The following is a 22009-nucleotide window of genomic DNA, read 5'->3' as shown; positions in this document are numbered from 1 at the left end:
ATTATTATATTTCAATTTCTATATTGGGGCTGCTTATCAATCTTCCTGTGAGTTATTAATTATTTACTAAATAGCAGTAATGTTTACATTACATCAGCCAGTCTTTTTATACCCTCTTCTATCAGCTCCTTACTTGAGTTCGTATAATTTAACCGCATTGTAGAAAAATACTCTCCTGATACATAAAAAGGATTACCCGGAACAAAAGACACTTTTCTTTCCAGGGCATGATAAAAAAGGTCCATGGTACTCTTTCCGTCAGGCAGCGTAACCCAGAGAAACATACCTCCCTTTGGCCTCGTTACCCGGACATTCTTTGGAAAATATTTATCAATGGCATTTAACATTGCTCTGCACTGATCTTTATATAGGCTGCTTATTTTACGGATATGTGTATCCACATCATTATGTCGCACATAATCATCTATAAGATATTGAGAAAAAATATTTGTATGGAGATCAGCGGCCTGTTTGGCAGTAACCAGATGACTCATTAGTTCTCTGTTTTTCGTACAGATCCAGCCGATACGCATTCCCGGTGTTATAATCTTGGAAAAAGAACCAAACAGAACTCCGTTTTCTAATGTGTGATCTGATATATACGGATAAGTTTCCCCATCAAAACTTAAATCGCCATATGGATCATCTTCTATTAAGACAGCCGGATACCCGGACAGAATATCTGCGATTTTTTTTCGATTTTCCCTAGAATAGGTAAGGCCGGTTGGATTTTGAAAATTTGGTACTGTATAGATTAACTTTACCTGCTGCTTTTTCAATTCCTGTTCTAATTGATCCGTATCTAACCCGTCCTCCTTAAGGTCTATCTGAATAAATTTCGGTTCATATAAACTAAAAGACTGAATCGCACCCAGATAACCAGGTTTTTCAAGAAGTATGACATCTCCTTTATTTACCATAACTTTTCCCATCAAGTCAAGTCCTTGCTGCGATCCGGTTGTTATCAGAATATCTTCGGCAGAGACTTTCAAATTATGCAGTTTTTCATACCGCTCTGCAATATATTTCCGTAATGGTTTAAGGCCCTCTGTTGTAGAATATTGAAATGCTTTAGCTCCCTCCACATTAACAATACGGTTCATAGATTCCTGCAATATATCCTGCGGAAAAGAAACCGGATTGGGCAGACCTCCTGCAAAGGAGATAATATCTTTTTCTTCTGTAACCTTTAATATTTCCCTGATAAACGATTTCGGTGTTTTAAGTATCCGTTCTGAGTATGTTGTATTCATATATCCTCCATTCTGAGTCTGACGACAGGGTGATGATACACCGGTCGTTTTACTATTAACAAAATATCGGGGCAGCAAATTTTCAATAGAGCGGTAGAAAGTTACTTGGGCTTACTCTGTTTTCCTTTGTCTCCGTATTAATTAATTTTTTAATGTTGGCACATAAGATTGGTATTCCCTTATGAATTTGCCCGGCTGTAGGAGTAGTAAAATTAAGTCTCATGAAATTTTCACCACATTCATATGTAAAAAACGGTATACCAGGCATAAAGGCTACTCCATCCCTGATACATAATACCAGTAATTCTGAAGTTCTTACTTCTTTCGGTAAACGGCACCAGAAATAATAACCTCCGGATGGCTTAGACCATGTCAAACCTTTTGGCGCATGGTTTAATAATTCGTTATGCATCAGATTGCATTTTTTTAAATATTCTTCTTTTATTTTCTTCATATGTGTCTCATATGTACCGCCCTTTATATATTCACAAATTAACCACTGCGATATAGTATTGGGATGAATATCCATATTCTGCCTCACATAACAGCACTGGGCTATCATTCTCTTATGCGCAGCCATATAACCCAGTCTTATACCGGAACAAATTGTTTTTGAAAAAGTTCTAAGTAAAAGGACATATCCGTTTGTATCCATCTGATAAAGCGTAGGCAGTGTTTTTTCTTTAAAATCAAGACCGGCGTACGCATCATCTTCCAAAATAAAAACATCATACCGATATGCCAGTTCCAGTAATTTCTTTCGCCTTTCCAAACTCATGGAATAAGAGGATGGATTTTGACAATTCGGGATAGTGTAAATACATTTTGGATGATATTTTATAAATAGCTGTTCTATCCCATCCATCAACATTCCATTATTATCTATTGGCACCTCAATAATTTTTGCTCCTGCCGCTTTAAAACTTTCTAATGCCAAAAAATAGGTTGGTGCTTCCACAATTACCACGTCACCGGGTTGAATTAAAATTCTGGTTGCTATGTCGATACCCTGCTGTGAACCTGTTAACACCATAATTTCTTCAGGTGTACTGTTTATATTTTCTTTAGCCAATAGTGTGCAGATATTCTCTCTGAGCTCCTCATTTCCTGCCACCGGTGTCTGTGATAAAATCTCTCTGTTTGCCTTAGCTTTCGTAAGGTCCGCTAATGACTCAAAAGGTAATTCCGGTATCAAATCCGGACTAGCCATTCCAAGTGCAAAGGAAATAATGTCTTTCTTCCCAAGCAATGGGAACAACCTGCCTATCATATTATTATTAAAGTCATCCAGCCGACTGTTAAATAACTGATTCCATTTTGGACTTACAATTTCATTCCTATTTTCTGCTTTTACAGATACTACGGTTCCCTGCCCGACTCTGGCTTCAATGAATTCATCCGTTTTTAAGCGGTTATATGCGTTTAATATTGTACTTCGGTTGACACCAAGTTCAGCTGCCAGTTTTCGTTCCGGCGGTAATACGATTCCCTCTTCCAGTTCGCCAGAAATTATCATCAACCTTATCTGTTCATAAATTTGAATATAAATTGGCTGCTTAGCCGCCTTGTCTATGATTATTTCCATACCAATATCTCCCTTTGGTCTCAACCTTTTTGACATTATAACAAGTAACCCCTGTGTTTTCAACCTCCAATTTAAAAAATTACAACCAACCAATATTATATTTCAGGATAAACTACCTCTTATGAAAAGGTATATCTTCCGGATGTGATATCCCGCCTATGTCAAAATGAGAAAAGGTAGGTGTATTTTTTGAAACAGTGAAGAATTTTTAATATAAATAGTTATTAGTAGTTGCTTATTGATATTTAAGACAGTTTGCCGCATCACGCCAATTCCTTTTCTCGTTCTTTTTTGACAACAATCTCTTATTATCTTATGTGAATGTATCTACAATATTGGATTAGCCAGGATATATGTATAAGAAAATAATCATATCAATTTTCATAATGTCTAATTTTGTATTATTTAGTAGAATAAAGTGGTAACTGTTTTGTACTACTGACATAAAATAGATTGTGATATAAAAATTATGGAAAGGGTTGATTATATGGTTCCACCTTTTTTAAGTTATATTACATTTAATCGTATGGGTTTAACAGCTAGAAGCCTAAAATCCATCCTGGATACACCGGAAGATTTTGAAATGCATATCATTGACAGCAATTCCAAGGATGATACGTGGGGATTTATTCAGTCACTGACCGACAGCCGTATTAAGTCAAAAACGCAGCTGCCCCTTAATTCAGGGCCAATATTCGCTTTAAACCTGAATCTCTCTAAAAGAAGGCCTGATCAGTATTTTTTCTCCGTTGACAGTGATGTTGTTATAAGAACTAAGGATTGGCTTACACGTTTTATGCGAGTATTTAATACGTTTCCTGATGTAGGATTATTGGGAGTTCAAAGGACTGCACCGTACATCCCGATCTATCCGCCAGTAATTGCTAAATCAATCGGCGGTGTTACCTATCTAGAACTGACAAATGGTTATATTGATGCGGTACTGGACTTTGTACATGGGTGCTGCATGGGTATGAGGCCTGAACTAATACAGCAGATAGGTTATTGGAGTGAAGAGACCTGTTATGGTGATGCGGAGCTTACCCCAAGAGTGATGCACTATACCGGTTTCAAGGCAGGTTATATGAGCGATCAATATATGAATCCTCTGATTGATATAGATATGACACAGATGATACCCTGTGCTGGATGTACCGTACAGGGATATTGTAAACAGGATAAGATTACCAATACCTGTTTTAATATTCATAACAGGTCCTATAAAAATGAACCGTTTGTCAATAAATTTAAATGGAAATACCTAGAGTTTTTTAGAGAGCTTGCAGCAGGACAAAGAACTGCTTATTGCGCATCCATTTACGATCCCAGTTCTATGGTGAACCATTCATATAATACTGAATGGGCAATGGAGAATATGAATTATTACATTCAAAACAGTAATTAAAGATGTTTCTGATGTAAGTCCATTGACCCTTAAGATACTGTTCACAGGCAACAAACGCGATGTGTTTTTTATGAGTGCATTGTCACAGAAAACCGGAGAATTGCAGCGTAGGAACGCTGCCTCCTCGTTTTGTGTGCATCGCGAAGCGTGTTATTGTTCGCGGAACTGCTGCTTTTTGCAGGGAAGTGAACAGTAACACCCTTAATATTCCTTTCTAACACGTACTTTATCGGACCTGACGTAAGTTATATAAAACGGGATATACTGTTATATCATTGCCATGTGACTGTTTGATAAAATTATTTTTTCAAATTATTCCAATAGAAAAAGCGCGGCGTTTTCTAACTTTAACCGTTATTTAGCACCGCGCTCTCAAAATTTCTTTTAATCCAATATATTATTTATACCTCAAACGACAATACTCCTGTAGTCTGTTGGTTAAAAACATGCTCAATTCTTGGCAGAGTGATCCCTAAGGTTTCTTTTAATACATCCTCTATGGTTTCTACAGGTATGATTATAAGCTGATTTTTGACTTCTTCGGGTACTTCCTTTAAATCAATGTTATTGTCTTTGGGAATCAGCACTTTATGAATACCCGCCCTTTGGGCACCAAGCAACTTCTCTTTCAATCCGCCAATTGGCAGTACGGCACCTCTTAATGTAATCTCACCTGTCATGGCAATCTTGGAATCTACCTTTTTACCAATAACCAAAGAAGCCAATGCGGTAAATAAGGCGATGCCTGCAGATGGACCGTCCTTGGGAACTGCCCCTGAGGGAACATGAATATGAAGATCTCTTTCTTTAAAATTCACGGAATTAAGGGGTAACCTAGACTTTAACAAACTAAGAGAAATTCTTGCTGATTCTTTCATCACATCTCCCAGTTTCCCTGTTAATGTAACTGCCCCGCTGCCCGGCATATCTGTTGCTTCTATAAAAAGTATTTCACCGCCCACAGGTGTCCAGGCAAGGCCTGTTACAACTCCCGGAGGATTGTCCAGCTGTGCTTTATCATGTCTTGAAACCTTTCTTCCCAACAACTCCTCCAACTCATTTTCCAAAACCTTGTAAGGCAGTTCTGCTTTATTTGATACAATCTTTTCAGAGGTTACTCTCGCTAATGCGGCTAATTGTTTCTTCAGACCTCTGACTCCGGCTTCCAGTGTATAGTCACTGATAATTTTGTAAAGAACTTCATCTTCAACCGCAAGGTGCTCCGATGTCAGTCCGTGCTCCTCTAATACGGCGGGCAGCAAATAATTCTTTCCGATATGGAATTTTTCGTCCATAGTATAACTGGATACCTGAATGATTTCCATTCTATCCAATAAAGGGCCGGGGATGCTTTCCAGCGAATTTGCCGTTGCAATAAAGAAAATATCCGACAAATCATAAGGCAGATCCAGATAGTGGTCGGTAAAACTATTATTCTGCTCCGGGTCAAGCACCTCTAACAAAGCACTGGCAGGATCCCCGCTATAACCTCCTGTTAAGAGTTTATCTACTTCATCCAAAACCATAACCGGATTGTTTGCGCCTTCCTTTCTAATACTTTGTATAATTCTTCCCGGCATAGCACCTATATAAGTTCTGCGGTGGCCTCTGATCTCTGCTTCATCTCTGATTCCGCCTAAACTTAAACGTATATACTTTCTGTCTAACGCTTCTGCAATGCTCTTGCCAAGGCTTGTCTTCCCTGTTCCTGGCGGTCCCACCAGCAGTAGTATGGAACCTCTTTTATCATTTTTCAGTTTCATTACCGCCAAATGCTGTATGATTCTATCCTTAACTTTTTCCAGACCATAATGCTGTTCATCCAATATTCTTCTTGCATTTTCAAGGCTAATCGGTTTCGTTTCGGCCTTTCTCCAGGGAAGGGAAACCAGGAGATCGAGATAATTGCGGATAACATTATATTCGCCACTATTTGGACCCTGTGCCTCCAGTTTGTCCAATTCTTCCAATGCCGTTTCTTCAATCTCCGCCGGCATCCCTGACTCTTTAATCCTCGTCATATAATCTTTATCCTTTTTGTTTCCCTCATCCCTGCCTTCTCTCAGTTCCTCCTGAATGACTTTCAGCTGTTCTCTTAGTACCGATTCCCTATAATATTTATTTGCTTTTTCAGAGAATTTTTCATTAATCTGCAGCTGCAGTTCTATGGCTTCTTTCTGTTTTAACAGATGATCCATAAACCGAAGGCTTCTGGCTTTCAAGGATTCTATTTCCAATAATTCATACTTTTCCTCGTTGGGTATGGACATATAATGACTCAAATACACCATCAAAGTATTTAAGTCCCTGAACTCGTCTATAATCCGGCTGTATTGTTCACCGCCCTGGAATTTACCGCTTATCTCATGTACGACTTTCTTAAGATAATCCAGCATTTCGTCCCTGCTTTTATCATTTAAATCTATGTTATCCGGACTTAACTCATACTCTGCATGTATGATAGTATCTTCGAACCGGACCGTCTTGATTTCAACCCTGTCCTTTATTTGGACTGACAGCTGAACTCCTTTTTCCGTTTTTTCAATCTCTTTTACATAAAATGTTACTCCCATTCTGTAAAAGTCCTCTTCTTTTAATTCTTTTTGTTCGGAATTCTGTTTTAACGGTAAAGCTATCCTGGTAACATTTTCTTCCTTCAGATATTCAGTCAGCAGATCATTGACTGTATTTAAGTATATTTTTGTAACAACTCCAGGTAATAAAACTGTATTGGAAACCGGAAATACTATTCCTTGATTATGTGAATTATATATATTTGACATACTATCATCCTCTCCTTTAAATGAATATTCATTTATTAATAAAGTTAAATTATTGCGAGATTACTTTGAAAAATTCATTACAAAATGATCCCGCTTAAATTTTAATGGTTTAATATTGCATCCTGTATGATAATAATCATCTCTTTCAGCAAATCCGCTCTTTCTGCTTCGCTTTTATGATTATCTGCCGCAATTGCTTTAACTGGATAAAATATGATAGCAAGTAAATTATCGTCGCTATAATTTTTAATGATCTGTTTCTTCTTCATTTCTTCAATCAGATTATGAATGTTACAGATATTTTTTCTTCCTGAACAACCGCTGGCTAACGAGGGACAGTTAGAAAACTGTTCCACAAAGCTGAAGATTTCTCTATTTTCGATTATATAATTGTAATAGCTCCTGATGAGTATTTCAATCATCTGCTGTCCATTCATCTTTAAGTCTACTCTGTCTAATAAATAATCAAAAATTTCCTCTGAGTATTCCGTATAGATATCCTGCAGCATGTTTTCCTTATTCTCAAAATAGATATAAACTGTTGCCGGCGAAACCCCCGCCAATTTCGCGATTTTAGAGATGGAAGCTCCATGAAAACCTTCTTGAAGGATCAGTTTGATTACTGCTTCTTTAATGCTTCTTTCTTTTTCATCATCTTTTCTTCTCATGATATCACCTCGACGTAGTTTTATAATAAACGATCATTCATTTATTGTCAACCTTTTTTTCATATATTGTTAGCAGTCTTCATAATATTAGGATGAGCGCTTCTCAACTAGTAGATTTATAAATACCGTCCGTTTCTCTTTCCTTTTTATTGTTAAATTTACTTGCATCTTTTTTGATATCGACATAGTGCACAACACCTTTCCGTCATTTTGCTTAAATTTATTTGTTTAATCTGTAGTTAATTATAATTCTTCTACAAATTTATCACAATAATAGATATTTAACTTAATTGCAGTATTTTAACCAAAATGACAGAAGTTCTATCCTGCTAGGCGAATCAAAACAGGGTAAATCCTGTTAATTAAAAACATCTGTTCACATTTCTATATTAAGCTTTCTGAAGATCAGACTTTTAACTGATTGGTTATGCCTATGCTGCGCAGTCCAGTTTCGCTGGACACAACACATCTAAAGAAAGCCGAAAGCACTGGGTTTTCGGCTTTAAATATTCTTTTAATTTTAGTAACATTCCCATCTGTTTTGTAAGCTTCATACGATAAAGTGGTTTATCACCCTCTCATCTATTACGTATCAGTATTAAGTATTCATATAAGTTCCTAGGCATTGATCTAGCTTCTCTATTATCTCGGCCTTTAAATAATCTTTTCCAATAAAAACAATCTGATTCATCCTGTCACCGTAGGTTTCATCCCAATCTTCTAATATCTCGGGATAATTAGCGAATGCTTCTTCTTGTTCTTCTTTGGGTAATGCTGCTACCCAGTTTGATATTTCAGTTACAGATGCATTTCTTCCTGTCTGTTCAAACAATTGTGTATGTATATCATCATCTGCAAACCAGATATACCCTTTAGCACGTATTAAAGCTTCCGGATATTCATTCTCTAAAAAGTTCATAAATTTATCATAGATAAATGGACGGTGTTCAGTATATACAAACGAAGATATTCCATATTCTTCATGTACTCCATCCTTTCTTATTTCCTTATGATTACTTCTGTATAAAGTTTTATTGATTAATGAAGAATCCCTGATTCTGTCGTAATCATAAGGGTTATGGGAAACAATATCATCGTATTCTACTTTAGAATATTTCGTTTCAAATATCTTTGCTTCTGGTTGAAGTATCTTAATGATTTCTTTCACTTCACCTAATTGTTCTTTTGTCAGTAAATCACATTTGTTAAGCAAAATGAGACTGCAGAATTCAATCTGATCCATTATCAAATTAATGATATCAGGGTCTTTCTCTTCTTCCTCTGTCTTAAGGTCGTCTCTCTCCAGGTCAGTTCTATCACTTAATTCATCGAGAAATTCTGAATATATCCTGTCAGCATCTACGACAGTTATAACGGAATCCAGGTATACCGGTGTGTCTTCCTGTGTTTCTTCATAAGCCAGAAAAGCATCTGCGATGGACACAGGGTCACTGATGCCAGAGGCTTCTACCAGAATAGCATCAATGTTTTTATTTGATAATTCGATTATCTGTTCCATGAATTTTTCACGTAAGGTACAACAAATACATCCGTTTTGCATGTTTATTAGTTCCATATCCGGATATCTGGTTAGGGATTTATTCTTAATCAACGTAACATCAATATTGATTGCACCCATATCATTTACAACTATAGCGATTTTCTTATCCGACTGCATTTTTAGAAGTTCATTCATTAGCGTCGTCTTGCCTGAACCCAGATATCCCGTAATCAGAGTAACCGGTATTTTATCTTTTACTGTATTTTTCATTAATATTTCTCTCCTATCATTTCAATATTAAACATATAGATTTTCAATAGTTATTATAATAGATATACTCCTCTTTCGGAGCCTTGGCTTTTGAAATAACTGCGTCTTTCATTATAGGAACATACGTCCCCTCATATTTAATTTTCGATATAGTACCTGTAACATAAATCCATTGATCTTCCTTAAGTTTGTTTCTAATATCACTATTGCATATTACACCATAACCAACTAAATCAGCTGCGCAGCAAACCATAAAATACCGCCCGGCTATAAACTGGTTTTCTTTTAACCCGTCCATGGAAAATACCTGCGCCAGATATTTATATTTTTTTCCTAAAAAATCATCGGGGTGGTCATATATATCCATAATCCAATCTGCATATACGGCATCACTGATAACATAAATGCCGTTCACATTATTCGAATCATATGTTAAAGATGAATCTGATAATTTCTTTTTATCCTTGCTGTCTTGGGTTCCCTGGGTATCCTTTAAATATTCGCTTACGTCAGAATATTCCGTATTATCAGTAGATGTACTCTCATCCGATTCTTCGGTATAACTATTATTCTCCACATCATCTGTAAGATTATCATCACTGGATTGATTTATATTTTCTTCCGTAGAAGCAATATTCTCTCTCCGACCGTTAGTTTCATCGGGTTTAGCAGAAGTTATATTGTCTGCTAATACGATATCTGCTTTGCCTGTGCTTATAGGAGGAAAAATAAGGGCGAAAATCAATGGGATAATATAAATAAAATACTTTTGCAGATTAATATTATGTCTGCCTTTCTTACTATCCGTTAAAAGGCTAAAAGCAAATAACATAAGCACAAGTATTGATATCCAAAGACCAAATCGGAATCTGGGATGTACAAATTGATTTATTTTACCGCTTATCATCCCATATAATAATAATGTTATAGTAAAAATCAATATGATTAATTGTAAGATAACTTCTTTATTCGTTTTTTTCATCCTTACTCCCTCTGTTTAAATAATCAGGAAATATCTTTAAATATATAATCGATATTATAAGTTATAATAATAAAGTGATTGTATAAAACAGTAAATACCCTAATAAACTTACAATCAGAGCAAATAATAACAGATATTTCTTTTTTATTGTTTCTGAAAGCATCAACATATTTTTAAAATCCAGCATAGGCCCCAGAACAATAAATGACATAACCGGCATAATTGATATATTCTTAAGAAAACTTCTGCCTATGAATGCATTTGAGGTGGAACAGGTAGACATAAAAATAGAAGCTGCAATCATAATAAGAAACTGTAAAGAGAGATTTGTACTAAGTAAATTTTTTAATGTCTGAGATAAAACGGTCTGCAGAAAGGACGATAAGAAAGCACCAATAATTAAATATTTCATTACTCTGAAGAATTCTAATCTAGCTCCTTTAACTACCGCCTCCAATTTACCGATTTTACCCTCATATTTTAAATCCAGAATGTCTGATCCTATTTTAGGACCCGTGTTATTATGATTTATAACATCTTTTGTTTCAATTTTGCTGATACTTAGAATAAGACCTGTAACAAGTGCGATTAAGATTCCTGCATACATTCGCAGGAAAACTAGATACGGCTTATCAGGAAATGCATAATATACAGTCATTAATACCACCGGATTAACTGCAGAAGATGCCAGCCAAAATATTAATGTTTGTGGTAAAGGCGTACCTTTTTTTAATAGTCCTAAAACAATAGGAACAGTACCGCAGTCACAGATTGGCATGAATATACCTGCTAAAGAAGCCGCAAGAAACGAACTGAATCTCTGCCCTGACATCTTTTTCATAATCCATCCGGACGGTATAAAGATTTGAATAATAGAAGAAATAAACGCACCCAATAAAATAAACGGTATTGCCTCAATCAAAATGCTTAAAAAAATAGTAGCAGTTGATTGAAGGTTTTCATATAATTTAATCAGCATAAAATCCGGAAGAATCGCAGTGCAGGCAAAAAGTATTGTAAATGCAATTATTCCTTTACTTATCTTAATATGTTTCTCAAAAGGGGCAAAGTATTTCTCTATCATATTTATTTCAGAAGATTCTCCAGCGTAAATGATCTCTGTTTTTCGATTAATATTTTTTATATCCAGTTGTAGGTATTTCTTCTGCTTTTTGCTTAATTGTTCGTGTCGATTGACTGCAACAATATCACTATTTAAAATATGCGGTTGTATTATTGATGCCATATTTTTTAAATATTCAGTGAATTTTGTTGCATCACTTACAAAAATTACGTTCCTAAAACTATAATTAAAAGGAGTCTTTATGCTAAATAGTGCATTTATATCCCACGTTCCATTAAATTCAATCATGATATAGTCAGGAGAATACTCTCTTTTTATTCTTTGAAAAAGCTGATGATTCAAATCTGATTCATCGTTCACTATAATCAACTCAATCCTGTGATTTGTAAGCAATTCTTTTTCATAATCCGTAAAACCTTCTTCACATACCAGTAATACCGTTTTATCATATTCCATAAGGCTATTTTTATCTATGATTTCTTTGATAAAACTTGTTTTACCACTCTCCAGAAAACCCGTTATAACATCGATATAAGCAGCCATCTTTACTCCTTATAAACCAAATAAACCTGATAATTCGGTTTCATTAATATCTTCTCCTATTACGCAGATCCTGCCGGTAAAATCGGGTACGGTTTCTTTTATATTGCTTTCACCTGGCACATAATCAAATTGAATCCAACTATTATCTTCTATTCTTATAATACCTTTAGCTCGAAGAACAGTGCCTTGCGTATTTTGCAAACCATTTAGGATTTCTTTTAGCTTTTCAAAATTAAATACTTTTGCAGTCTGCTTTCCCCATACTGAAAATATTTCATCTGCATGATGGTGTTCCTGATTTTTATCCAGTTGCATTTTCGCACTTATAATTTTCTTTGGAGCATTTAAACGCTGTTTTGAAAAATTGAGTTCTTTTAAAATTTTACTCTCCAGATTATTTTCTTCTTCATTCTCTGCCAGTCCTATAATTGTTTTGCCATTTATCTGATTCCAGTCAGTGGTTATAATCAGTGCTTTTGAATTATACTTTTTAATGTCATGAATAATATATTCAATCGCTTCCGGTTCCATATTCTGTGATCTGCTTAATATGATGGTTCTGGCATTTATTAATTGGTTCTTATAAAATTCAGTAAAATTCTTCATATAGATTTTATATTTCATACCATCAATTACTGTCATACATATATTTAATTCCACAATCCCTTCCTTGAGAAACGGTTTGCAGCCATTTATAACATCCGATAATTTTCCTACTCCGGAAGGTTCTATTATAATTCTGTCCGGATGATGTAATTTTAAGATTTCTTTCAATGCCAAGCTGAAATCCCCAGATATGGTACAGCAAATGCACCCGGAATTCATCTCCCTGATTTCTATCCCATATTCCTTTAAAATTGCGCCATCAATTCCAACTTCACCAAATTCATTTTCTACCAGGGCTAGCTTTTCTCCTTCAAAGGTTTCCTCCAGCAGCTTTTTAATCAAGGTAGTTTTACCGGCTCCTAAGAATCCGGATATAATATCTATTTTTATCATTCTCATCACCTACTGATTAACCATTGTACAACAAATGGTCAGCCACACTAAATAAATTATAATTATCCATGGCAGCCCTTTCTTTAACCAATTTTATTTTAATTAATTATAATGCTTTTATTTCTCATATGTGTGTTCATTTTATTAATTTTTTATTAAGGCAGCCTTTAGCCATAGGATGCTAACCAGAAAAGGACCACAAATTTGTGTTATTAGCACTAATTCAGGCCCTTTATATTATTATTTTCTTGAGTAAACTAACTAAGGTTTTCTCTAAATATCTCGTACCGCCTTATATAAGCGTAAATAGTAGGTTTTAAATGAAATACTATCCTAAGAGATTCCACTGCTATTCTATTTTTAGCTTTGACCTTTTAATAACTTATTTCAAACTATCATAAATCTTAGTCAGATTATTTTTCATCCTGTCTAAATATGTTAAATCATCCTCATTACTTTCAATCGTATAAATCGTTTCAACTTTTGCACCTACTTCGTTGGCTAAAGTTTCTGATACATCAGGGCTTGCCATTTCTTCGGCAAAGATAGTATTAACGTTATTTTTCTTGCAATAATCAACCAGTTCGGTCAATTGCTGGGCACTGGGTTCGCCTTCTGCGAATGTATCTTCCACGCTATTTTGTTCCAGGCCGAAATCTCTGCACAGATACCCAAAAGCGGCATGTCCTGTTACAAAGCTCTTTTTCTCAACAGACTGGAATTTGTCATTATATTCATTATACAGATTTTCTAGCTGTGAAACAAACTCATTGCTGTTTGCTTCATAATAATCTTTATTGAACGGATCAGCCTGTATAAGTGCATTTTTGATATTCTGAACCTCGGTTTTAGCACCTTTTAAGCTTAGCCAGATATGGGGATCATATTGTCCATGTTCTTCGATTTCTTCCTGATCCTTATTTTCGATAGCATCAATACCTTTGGATGCTTCTACCGTAATCAGTTCAGTATTATTGGCGGCTTTAACAGCATCATCCACCCACGCTTCCATTCCCAGCCCGCTGTACACAAACATGTTGGCTGTACTAAGAAGTGCAAGGTCCTGGGCTTTTGGCTCAAAATCATGCGGTTCCGTACCATCGGGTATAATCGTTGAAACTTCAACTTTGTCTTTTCCCACTGCTGAAACAAATTCTTTCATTGCATTAAAGGTTACAGAAACTTTAATTTTACTATTATCTGGTGAGTTTGACTGTGATTCACTTGTTTGTTCCATACTGTTCTCAGATTCAGTGCTTTCTACCGATTCACTTGTTTGATCAGTACTGCTAACAGACACAGTATTTTCATCCGGTGCGTTTACCTGCTTATTATTGCTGCAACCAGAAAAGCTGACAATAATAATTACACATAGTAGCATTGTAGTCCATTTTTTCAACATTTTTATCTACCTCCAATTTTCTACTTGCAAATGCATCGCATTTGCATTAACATAATAACTTGTTAGGATATATTTGTCAAGTGCAAATGCGTCGCATTTGCGTTAATAATAATATTTATTATCTAGAAAGGTGTTGCTCATATGATTAAAGCAGAGAATTTATGTTTTTCTTATACCGGTATACCGCCGTATATCTTGGATGGTATTGATTTGGAAGTTCATAATGGGGAGTACATGTCTGTAGTAGGTGAAAACGGCAGTGGGAAAAGTACTCTAATGCGTTTGATTCTAAAATTTATAAAACCCACAAAAGGAAAACTTAGTATCCAGGCGGAAAGGATTGGATACGTCCCCCAAAAAAATGATTTTACAAATTCAAATTTTCCAATTACAGTTTATGAAGTACTGAATTCCTATCGAAAATTATTAAAACTTAAAAATAACAGTATAATAATGGAAAGTCTTGAGCAGATTGGAATGACCGATTTTAAAGATTCCTTGATGGGTAATCTCTCCGGCGGTCAGAACCAAAAAATATTGATTGCCAGAGCATTGATGGGAAACCCTGATTTGCTGATTCTGGATGAACCCTCAACTGGTGTGGATATTAAAAGTCAAAGAGAAATCTATGCTTTCTTAAAAAAATTAAATAAAGTAAGCAATATCACAATTATTTCAGTAGAGCATAATCTGGATGCCGCTATTAATTACTCAACTTTAATCTATCATTTAGTAGATGGGCAGGGTCATCTCTGCACTCCCATACAGTACGCTGACGAATATATAAATAATAAAGGAAAGGATGAAGAAAACTATGTTTCAGTATAGCTTTATGCAAAACGCAATTTTTGTCTCAATATTTATTTCAATATTATGCCCGTGTATTGGTATATTCTTAGTTCTTCGCCGGTATTCCATGATTGGTGATACATTGTCTCATGCATCATTAGCAGGTATCACCATTGGTCTGATGACAAATCAAAACCCGATTCTTGGAGCCTTTCTCTTTACCTCTGTCTGTGGAGGTTTGATAGAATTTCTTAGAAGTTATTTTAAAAAGTATACGGATCTAATTCTCACAATTGTTCTGTCCTTAAGTGTAGGTACTGCTATTACCATTATAAGTTCCGGGAAACTTCATGCAAATGCGGATTCCTTTATGTTCGGCAGTATATTAACTGTAACACGCTTTGATATGATTATGGTATTAATACTCAGTGTAATTTCAGTATTAACAATTATTATATTATATCATCAGATGATTTATATTGCTTATGATGAAGAAGCAGCTAAAATTGCAGGTGTTAGAGTGAAATTGATTAATTATGTTTTTTCGGTCCTGGTGTCCGCTGCCATATCCGTATCCATCAGAATCGTAGGTGTCCTGGTCCTCAGCTCTATGATTGCCCTGCCTGTTGCCACTGCATTGCAGCTTGGGAAAGGTTTTAAGGTTACCTTAATCTTTTCGGTTGTTTTCAGTTTCATAGATATTATGCTTGGCCTGTTTCTTTCCTACTATCTCAATGTTGCACCCGGCGGGTTTACTGCTCTTATCTCAGTCGGCATTCTTGTAATAGTATTAATAACCCAAAAGCTTAAGTCAGTTATACGTTCTGTTCGAAGTAAATAGTACATTTATATCGTTTTTAAAGCTCTTGACTTCCTGTTATTTACATTCTATAATTATTTGCAAATGCGAATGAAATTCATTTATAAATTTAAAGATAAATTAAACTCTATAAATAAGTATATAGACGAGGTGCGAAAAATGAAAGAAATACAAATAAACTGGCCAGCCGGTATAAAAAGAACAAAACAGCGTGAAAATGTACTCACAATACTTGAAAGCTCAGACAAACCTTTAAGTGCAACTGAAATATGCACTCAGATGGAGAAAACATCCGATGAACCGGTCTGGTTATCTACTATTTACAGAATAATGGAATTATTCGTAAAAAAAGGTATTGTGATTAAGACCAACATGATGAGTAATGAAATGGCTGTATATGAAATAAATCAATTTAAGCATAAACATTATGCCGTCTGCATAAATTGCCATAAGATTATAACATTAGACAATTGTCCAATGGAAAAATTTATACCAAAATTGGAGGATGAAAATTTTCATGTAATGGGACATAACCTTGAAATATTTGGAGTTTGTAAGGATTGTGATCAACACTGATTGTTCTCCCCCTAAAATAATTATTCAGTGAGGTATTATATGAAAACAGACATATATATAATATCAGGATTTTTAGGAGCAGTACCCAGACCTTTCCTATCAGCTTATTGGAACAGCAGCCTAAACGTATTATGGAAGAACTTCATAATATTATTCATAATCATGATCTTGATGAAATTTGGATAGAGTGGAATGGCGTTGTTCCTTTTGTATCAACTACAAGCACTACTTTTAGATTCCTTATTACATAACCGATGCAACATTAAAAAAGTTAGCTTCCATTCTCCTGCCCAGATATATCTTTCCTGAAAATCACTTAATATTATATCCACCCCCGGATACAAGCGATACCGTATCATTCTGCTGGTGGAATTTTCAGTATCTAAAGAATAAGTAGTTTGTTCTGCATTTTCATATAGGATTCGCAATCCAAAATCCTTATCAATAATATCCATTTAAAGTTCCTTTCATATTTATAACCCTATATATAGTTAGTTGCTGCATAAGACAATTACCAGTCTGCTTATTTCTGCCGGAGTCAGCAAAGAGACAGCAGCGGAGGATGCCTGTAGAATAGAACATGTTATAAGCAACGAAAGCTATCAGTGTATCAAAAAATATTTATGTAACAGCGATTTCTAAAAAAGCAATATGGAAAACTTTAAGCTTCCGTATTGCTTTTACTTTCTTTTTAACAAGAGATTTTTTCTATTTTATGCAATATTCCATCTTTCAGCCTTTTCCCGTATATCAACAAACTTCTTGTAAACACCTTCTTTTTTCACTAATTCCTTATGAGTTCCGCTTTCCACAATTTCTCCATGATCCACAACCAAAATTTGATCCGCATTTTCTATCGTTGCCAGGCGGTGTGCTATTGTAATAATCGTCTTTCCTTTTGTCAGTTCTGAAATTGCTGCCTGAATATAGTGTTCATTTTCAGGGTCGATTGAAGCAGTAGCTTCATCCAGGATAACAATTGGTGCATCTTTAAGGATTGCTCTTGCAATGGATATTCTTTGCTTTTCACCACCTGATAGTGTTCCTCCTCCCTCTCCGATTACTGTATCATATCCGTTTGGCAGGGCTATAATAAAATCATGACAGCAGGCCTTTTTTGCTGCATGCATCATATCTTGCTCTGTGGCATTCGGATTTCCAAAACAGATATTATTACGAATTGTATCATGAAATAAATATACATTCTGAAATACCATAGAAATATTAGACAGCAGACTGTCACAGGTAAATTCCTTTATATTCACGCCGCCTAATTCAATATTTCCACTATTTACATCATAGAACTTTGCAATAAGATTGCAGATTGTTGTTTTTCCGCTCCCGGATGATCCAACGATTGCCGTTGTCTTTTTTTCTGGAATTACAAAACTTACATGGTTTAGTATCAGCCTGGAATCATAACCAAAAGATACATCACGAAACTCGATTCCATATTGAGTAAGCGAAATCTCCCTGCCTCCCTCATCTATAAATTCTTCCGACCTTAAGGCATCTAATTGATTCATCGCATCTTCAATTACTCCTAATACATGTGAACTATCACTGATAGGTTCAATGGAAGCAAATACATCAAAAGACAAAAACGATAATAATAGCATATTCGTAATTGATAACTGATTCATCCATCCAAGATAAACAGATGACAGCAGAAGCATTATAGAACCTATCTTTAACACAATCTGGTGAAGACAATTGGCGGGTACAAATCCCCATTCGATTTTTAAATGAATCCTTTTACTCTCTTTACAAGCCTTTCTCATAGAAACTAAGGCCGCACCATCTTGTCCAAAAGACTTTACAACAGGTAGCCCTCTTGCATATTCAATTGCCGTACTGGTCAGTTCACGATCCGCCTGCGCAGATACGGATGCATTTTGTACGCTATGCTTTGAAATTACCATCAAAAATAAAAAGGAACCTGCCACCGCTGCCATTGTTATTAAAGATACCCTGGGATTGATTATAGTGATCCATAGAAAAATGCACAAGAAATTCAGATACCCTCCAATAAAATTATCAAGCATACGGATGCCCATATTTTCTAACGTATGTAATCCTGTTGTGATGGAACTTAGGATATCGCCAGTATTCACCTTCTGAAAATATCCTAAAGATACCCGTTTTAAAAGATCACCAATTGCAAGTCTGTCTCTGGCAACCAACTCATAACTGATTGCTTCTTGAAATTTCGCCCTGAGATAGTCAAACAGAAAACGAAGAAATATAAAAAGCAGCATTATAAAGAAACTAAGCCCTATCCATTTTGAATCAAATTTTTCAGTTCCTCTTTTCTCCTCAATCAGCTTGCCTACTGTATAAGCAGCTATAATAACGGGCATCGCACTAAACCATCCCGAAAAGAAGGAAAACAGAAACCCAATATATAATTTACCTTTCAATTCACCGCACCAGTCAATAATACGCTTTATTGTTTTAAACATTTTGCCCCACTTCCTTTCCCTGTAATCCGACAGACCAGTACTTTGCTCCAATATGAGCCTGCCACATATCTGCATACAATTGAGAATTTTTCAGTAATTCCTCATGCCTTCCCTCTGCATTTATTCTACCATTTTGGAGAACCACGATATTATCTGCATTCTTAATAGTAGAAAGTCGGTGTGCAATCACAAGAAGCGTCTTCCCTTTCGTGAGTGCCGCAAGACTGCGCTGAATCTTTTCTTCATTTTCCGGATCGGTGAAAGCAGTTGCTTCATCCAGAATGACAATTGGTGCATTTTTTAATATCATTCTTGCAATTGCTATACGCTGTTTTTCTCCCCCTGATAATCTTTTTCCGGCTTCTCCTACAGAAGTCTCATATCCTTTCTCCAGCTTGCAAATGAACTCATGACACTGGGCCGCTTTGGCTGCAGCATATACCTCCTCATCGGATGATTTTGGATTTCCCAGTCGTATATTTTCAAGCAGGGAACATCGGAAAAGGAAATTATCCTGAGTTACAAAGCTAACCGTATCTGCAAGTTGCTTAAGCGGAATGTCTTTTATATTTATGCCGCCTATTTCTATTGATCCGCCTGTTACATCCCAAAAACGCGCAAGTAATTTGGCAATCGTAGACTTACCACCGCCTGATGGTCCTACCAGCGCCGTGAAGCTTCCTTGCGGCAGACTCATGTTGATTCCATGCAATACCACATGTTCTTCTTTTCCGTCGTAAGAAAAGGTAACCTTATGAAAGTTGATATTATATTCTTGTAGCTTTACCTTATCTTTTGCTTCTGATAAGGAGGGCATATTAAGAAACTGCTGCAGATTTTCTATGGTAAACTGCATTTCCCTAATGCCCTCACTAAATACTTCCAACTTAGCCAGGGAACCAATCATGGACATGGACAGCATACAGCAGAGCGCTACCTGTGCAGGAGATAGACTTCCCTTACTGTATAACAGCAGCCCAACCGGAAGTGTACCAAGCAGTGTGGACGGAAAAAGAGCAAATGCTAATTTCATGGTAATCCAGGTGGAAGAAAGCCATTTTAGGATAAAATCACGGTACTCCGTTATCGATCTGGCAAATTTCTCATAGGAAGTTCCCTCCCGTCCAAATGCCTTAATCACCTCAATTCCTTCAATATACTCGACAATCGCACTATTCATATAACTATTGGCCTCGTTATATTTATTAAAGCTCTTTCCACTGAATTTATAGGTAAGCAGCATACATAGGAACGCAAACGGCAGGGTAACCAGTGAAGCAAGTGCAACTCTAAAGTCTACGATAAAAAGTCCTGCAAGGCTTGTTATTGGCAATACAACGTGTCCCGCTCCCTCCGGGATCATATGTGCCAGTGGAGGCTCAATGTTCTCAATTTTATCAACCATAACATTTTTAATTTCTCCAATCGAATGGCTTGTGACCTCTCCAAGCGGTGCATGCATAAATACATCCGAGACACGAAGTCTTAATTTTTCAAGAATATGATATGCCACCTGATGTGAAATTCCCGTTGAAAGTCCAAAGGCAATCACCTTTACTACATAAGCCATAAGGATACTTGCACCCCAATAAACCAATGAATCATTAGTCACCTTGTTTTCTGTAAATAACGCAATCATTTTGTAGACACAATAATATGGTACAAGGCCTGATACGATGCTTATTACCGACAGCAGCACCGACAGCATAAGCTTACCTTTGCCTCCATCTGCATAATTCATCAGACAGGAAAACCAATACTTTTCTTTCTTTTCCATATACGATATTCTCCTTCCTTTCTAATCGGATTCTGCCTTTTCCATATAAAAATGGATAGCCAAAATTATCCGACCATCCATATCATAATGAATTACTATTCTTTTTACTTCTCCGTTCCGACTACTTTGCTCCATTTGGACCAAATATTTTACGGTACTCCAACGGCGTTTTTCCTATTATAATTTTAAAGACTGCTGAAAACTTGCCTGGACTGTCATACCCAACTTTACCGGCAATATCCGTAACACTCATATCACTTTGACTTTTTAATAACACCGCCGCCTGATTCATCCGGTATATTCTCATATAGGTATTAATTGGGCTTCCATAGACATTTTTAAAACAATTTTTCATTGGTGTGAGTGGAATGTCAAATTGCGCTGCTAATTCTTCCTGAGTATAATGTCTTTCCATATTGTCCGTCATTAATTTGTGCATCGCTTTTATTTTCTCTACCTGATTTTTATAAAAATAAGGTTTTTCCTCTCTGTTCTTTGGAAGTTCCAGTACATCCAGATAGAGCAGCAGCTCGAATATTTTGATTTTAAAATAGGGGATACGAATCTTCTCCGGCACCACATATAGTTCACTGAAAATGTGTTCAATTGCAGGTGCATTATGAATTACCGTAGGTTGTTTTCCATTGCAGAATTTTTTTTGTAAACTTAATAGATCTACGGGGAAATCCCTTATTTCTTCTTTTAAAGTCGTCCTCGCCTGATCCATATCGAACGTAATCATCAACCCATGATAATGTACAAGCGGAAATTCAAAATGTCCCTGATGTGTAATTCTTCGGTCTAATTTTAAGTCTCCCGCCTCAAAGTATGAATAAGCTCCCTGTGCCGATGCATATTCCAGTCTGCCTTCTCTGCAATGATCAATACAGAACAGATTCCTGTTTGTGGTATAAGTGGAATCAAAACTTTCCATATGATAATCATTGTAAGAAATACTTACTCCCGGAAATACCTGATACATGGTCATGATACCTTCTCCGGTACTATTTTTCATTTGAAAAACACTGCATTCCTTTGATTCTGCCAAAAGAACCATCTGTTCCTCTTCCTTTGTTTCCTGAAATTTCATGGACTCACCCCTTTTTTAAA

General features: G+C 36.0%; 18 protein-coding genes. 5 read left to right on the top strand and 13 right to left on the bottom strand.

The genetic code is table 11. The features are described 5' to 3' along the window. Positions 1 to 83 precede the first annotated feature (83 nt). Both RBU59_RS00590 and RBU59_RS00585 read right to left on the bottom strand, forming a co-directional pair. Positions 84 to 1253, bottom strand: a complete 1170-nt coding sequence (locus tag RBU59_RS00590; protein WP_308145946.1) for an aminotransferase-like domain-containing protein — start codon at positions 1251 to 1253, stop codon at positions 84 to 86. A gap of 82 nt (positions 1254 to 1335) precedes the next feature. Further along, the gene (locus tag RBU59_RS00585; protein ID WP_308145945.1) at positions 1336 to 2838 is read right to left on the bottom strand and encodes an aminotransferase-like domain-containing protein; all 1503 of its coding nucleotides are present in this window, start codon (positions 2836 to 2838) and stop codon (positions 1336 to 1338) included. Between the two features lie 487 nt (positions 2839 to 3325). Here RBU59_RS00585 and RBU59_RS00580 point away from each other — a divergent pair, with 487 nt between their 5' ends. Continuing rightward, positions 3326 to 4243, top strand: coding sequence for a glycosyltransferase (locus tag RBU59_RS00580; protein WP_308145944.1), 918 nt, complete (start codon positions 3326 to 3328; stop codon positions 4241 to 4243). Between the two features lie 401 nt (positions 4244 to 4644). On the opposite strand, the gene lon is transcribed toward RBU59_RS00580, so the two are convergent. The 7 genes from lon to RBU59_RS00545 form a co-directional block, all read right to left on the bottom strand. Beyond that, a complete protein-coding gene (gene lon / locus RBU59_RS00575; RefSeq protein WP_308145943.1) occupies positions 4645 to 7026 on the bottom strand; it encodes an endopeptidase La in 2382 nt (793 codons plus the stop codon). A gap of 101 nt (positions 7027 to 7127) precedes the next feature. Then, the gene (locus tag RBU59_RS00570; RefSeq protein WP_308145942.1) at positions 7128 to 7694 is read right to left on the bottom strand and encodes a TetR/AcrR family transcriptional regulator; all 567 of its coding nucleotides are present in this window, start codon (positions 7692 to 7694) and stop codon (positions 7128 to 7130) included. A 598-nt stretch (positions 7695 to 8292) separates the two neighbouring features. Further along, positions 8293 to 9465 (bottom strand): CobW family GTP-binding protein, encoded by a 1173-nt coding sequence (locus tag RBU59_RS00565; RefSeq protein ID WP_308145941.1) that lies wholly within the window; start codon positions 9463 to 9465, stop codon positions 8293 to 8295. A gap of 43 nt (positions 9466 to 9508) precedes the next feature. Then, positions 9509 to 10447 (bottom strand): TIGR03943 family putative permease subunit, encoded by a 939-nt coding sequence (locus RBU59_RS00560; protein WP_308145940.1) that lies wholly within the window; start codon positions 10445 to 10447, stop codon positions 9509 to 9511. Between the two features lie 61 nt (positions 10448 to 10508). Continuing rightward, positions 10509 to 12074 (bottom strand): permease, encoded by a 1566-nt coding sequence (locus RBU59_RS00555; protein WP_308145939.1) that lies wholly within the window; start codon positions 12072 to 12074, stop codon positions 10509 to 10511. A gap of 9 nt (positions 12075 to 12083) precedes the next feature. Next, a complete protein-coding gene (locus RBU59_RS00550) occupies positions 12084 to 13073 on the bottom strand; it encodes a CobW family GTP-binding protein (RefSeq protein ID WP_308145938.1) in 990 nt (329 codons plus the stop codon). 382 nt (positions 13074 to 13455) lie between these two features. Beyond that, positions 13456 to 14475, bottom strand: coding sequence for a metal ABC transporter substrate-binding protein (locus tag RBU59_RS00545; RefSeq protein ID WP_330698452.1), 1020 nt, complete (start codon positions 14473 to 14475; stop codon positions 13456 to 13458). Positions 14476 to 14616: 141 nt separating this feature from the next. Here RBU59_RS00545 and RBU59_RS00540 point away from each other — a divergent pair, with 141 nt between their 5' ends. From RBU59_RS00540 to RBU59_RS00530, 3 genes are all read left to right on the top strand, one after another. Further along, on the top strand, positions 14617 to 15303 hold the full coding sequence (locus RBU59_RS00540) for a metal ABC transporter ATP-binding protein (protein ID WP_308145937.1): 687 nt from the start codon (positions 14617 to 14619) through the stop codon (positions 15301 to 15303). Further along, on the top strand, positions 15290 to 16105 hold the full coding sequence (locus RBU59_RS00535; protein WP_308145936.1) for a metal ABC transporter permease: 816 nt from the start codon (positions 15290 to 15292) through the stop codon (positions 16103 to 16105). The genes RBU59_RS00540 and RBU59_RS00535 overlap by 14 nt, the downstream gene beginning before the upstream one ends. Positions 16106 to 16243: 138 nt before the next feature. Continuing rightward, the gene (locus RBU59_RS00530; RefSeq protein ID WP_308145935.1) at positions 16244 to 16660 is read left to right on the top strand and encodes a Fur family transcriptional regulator; all 417 of its coding nucleotides are present in this window, start codon (positions 16244 to 16246) and stop codon (positions 16658 to 16660) included. Positions 16661 to 16872: 212 nt separating this feature from the next. Here RBU59_RS00530 and RBU59_RS00525 read toward each other — a convergent pair whose 3' ends face one another. Then, on the bottom strand, positions 16873 to 17115 hold the full coding sequence (locus tag RBU59_RS00525) for a hypothetical protein (RefSeq protein WP_308145934.1): 243 nt from the start codon (positions 17113 to 17115) through the stop codon (positions 16873 to 16875). Between the two features lie 40 nt (positions 17116 to 17155). On the opposite strand from RBU59_RS00525, the gene RBU59_RS00520 reads away from it, so the two are divergent. Next, entirely contained in the window at positions 17156 to 17302 is a 147-nt protein-coding gene (locus RBU59_RS00520; protein ID WP_330698451.1) for an iron dependent repressor, metal binding and dimerization domain protein, read from the top strand. Between the two features lie 71 nt (positions 17303 to 17373). On the opposite strand, the gene RBU59_RS00515 is transcribed toward RBU59_RS00520, so the two are convergent. The 3 genes from RBU59_RS00515 to RBU59_RS00505 form a co-directional block, all read right to left on the bottom strand. After that, the gene (locus tag RBU59_RS00515; protein WP_308145933.1) at positions 17374 to 19122 is read right to left on the bottom strand and encodes an ABC transporter ATP-binding protein; all 1749 of its coding nucleotides are present in this window, start codon (positions 19120 to 19122) and stop codon (positions 17374 to 17376) included. Further along, positions 19115 to 20899, bottom strand: coding sequence for an ABC transporter ATP-binding protein (locus RBU59_RS00510; protein WP_308145932.1), 1785 nt, complete (start codon positions 20897 to 20899; stop codon positions 19115 to 19117). The genes RBU59_RS00515 and RBU59_RS00510 overlap by 8 nt, the downstream gene beginning before the upstream one ends. A gap of 121 nt (positions 20900 to 21020) precedes the next feature. Next, positions 21021 to 21989, bottom strand: a complete 969-nt coding sequence (locus tag RBU59_RS00505; RefSeq protein WP_308145931.1) for a helix-turn-helix domain-containing protein — start codon at positions 21987 to 21989, stop codon at positions 21021 to 21023. Between the last annotated feature and the right edge of the window lie 20 nt (positions 21990 to 22009).

The sequence above is a fragment of the Anaerocolumna sp. MB42-C2 genome, from assembly GCF_030913705.1.
GTDB lineage: Bacteria > Bacillota > Clostridia > Lachnospirales > Lachnospiraceae > Anaerocolumna.
This window is presented reverse-complemented; position numbering and strand designations above follow the sequence as displayed.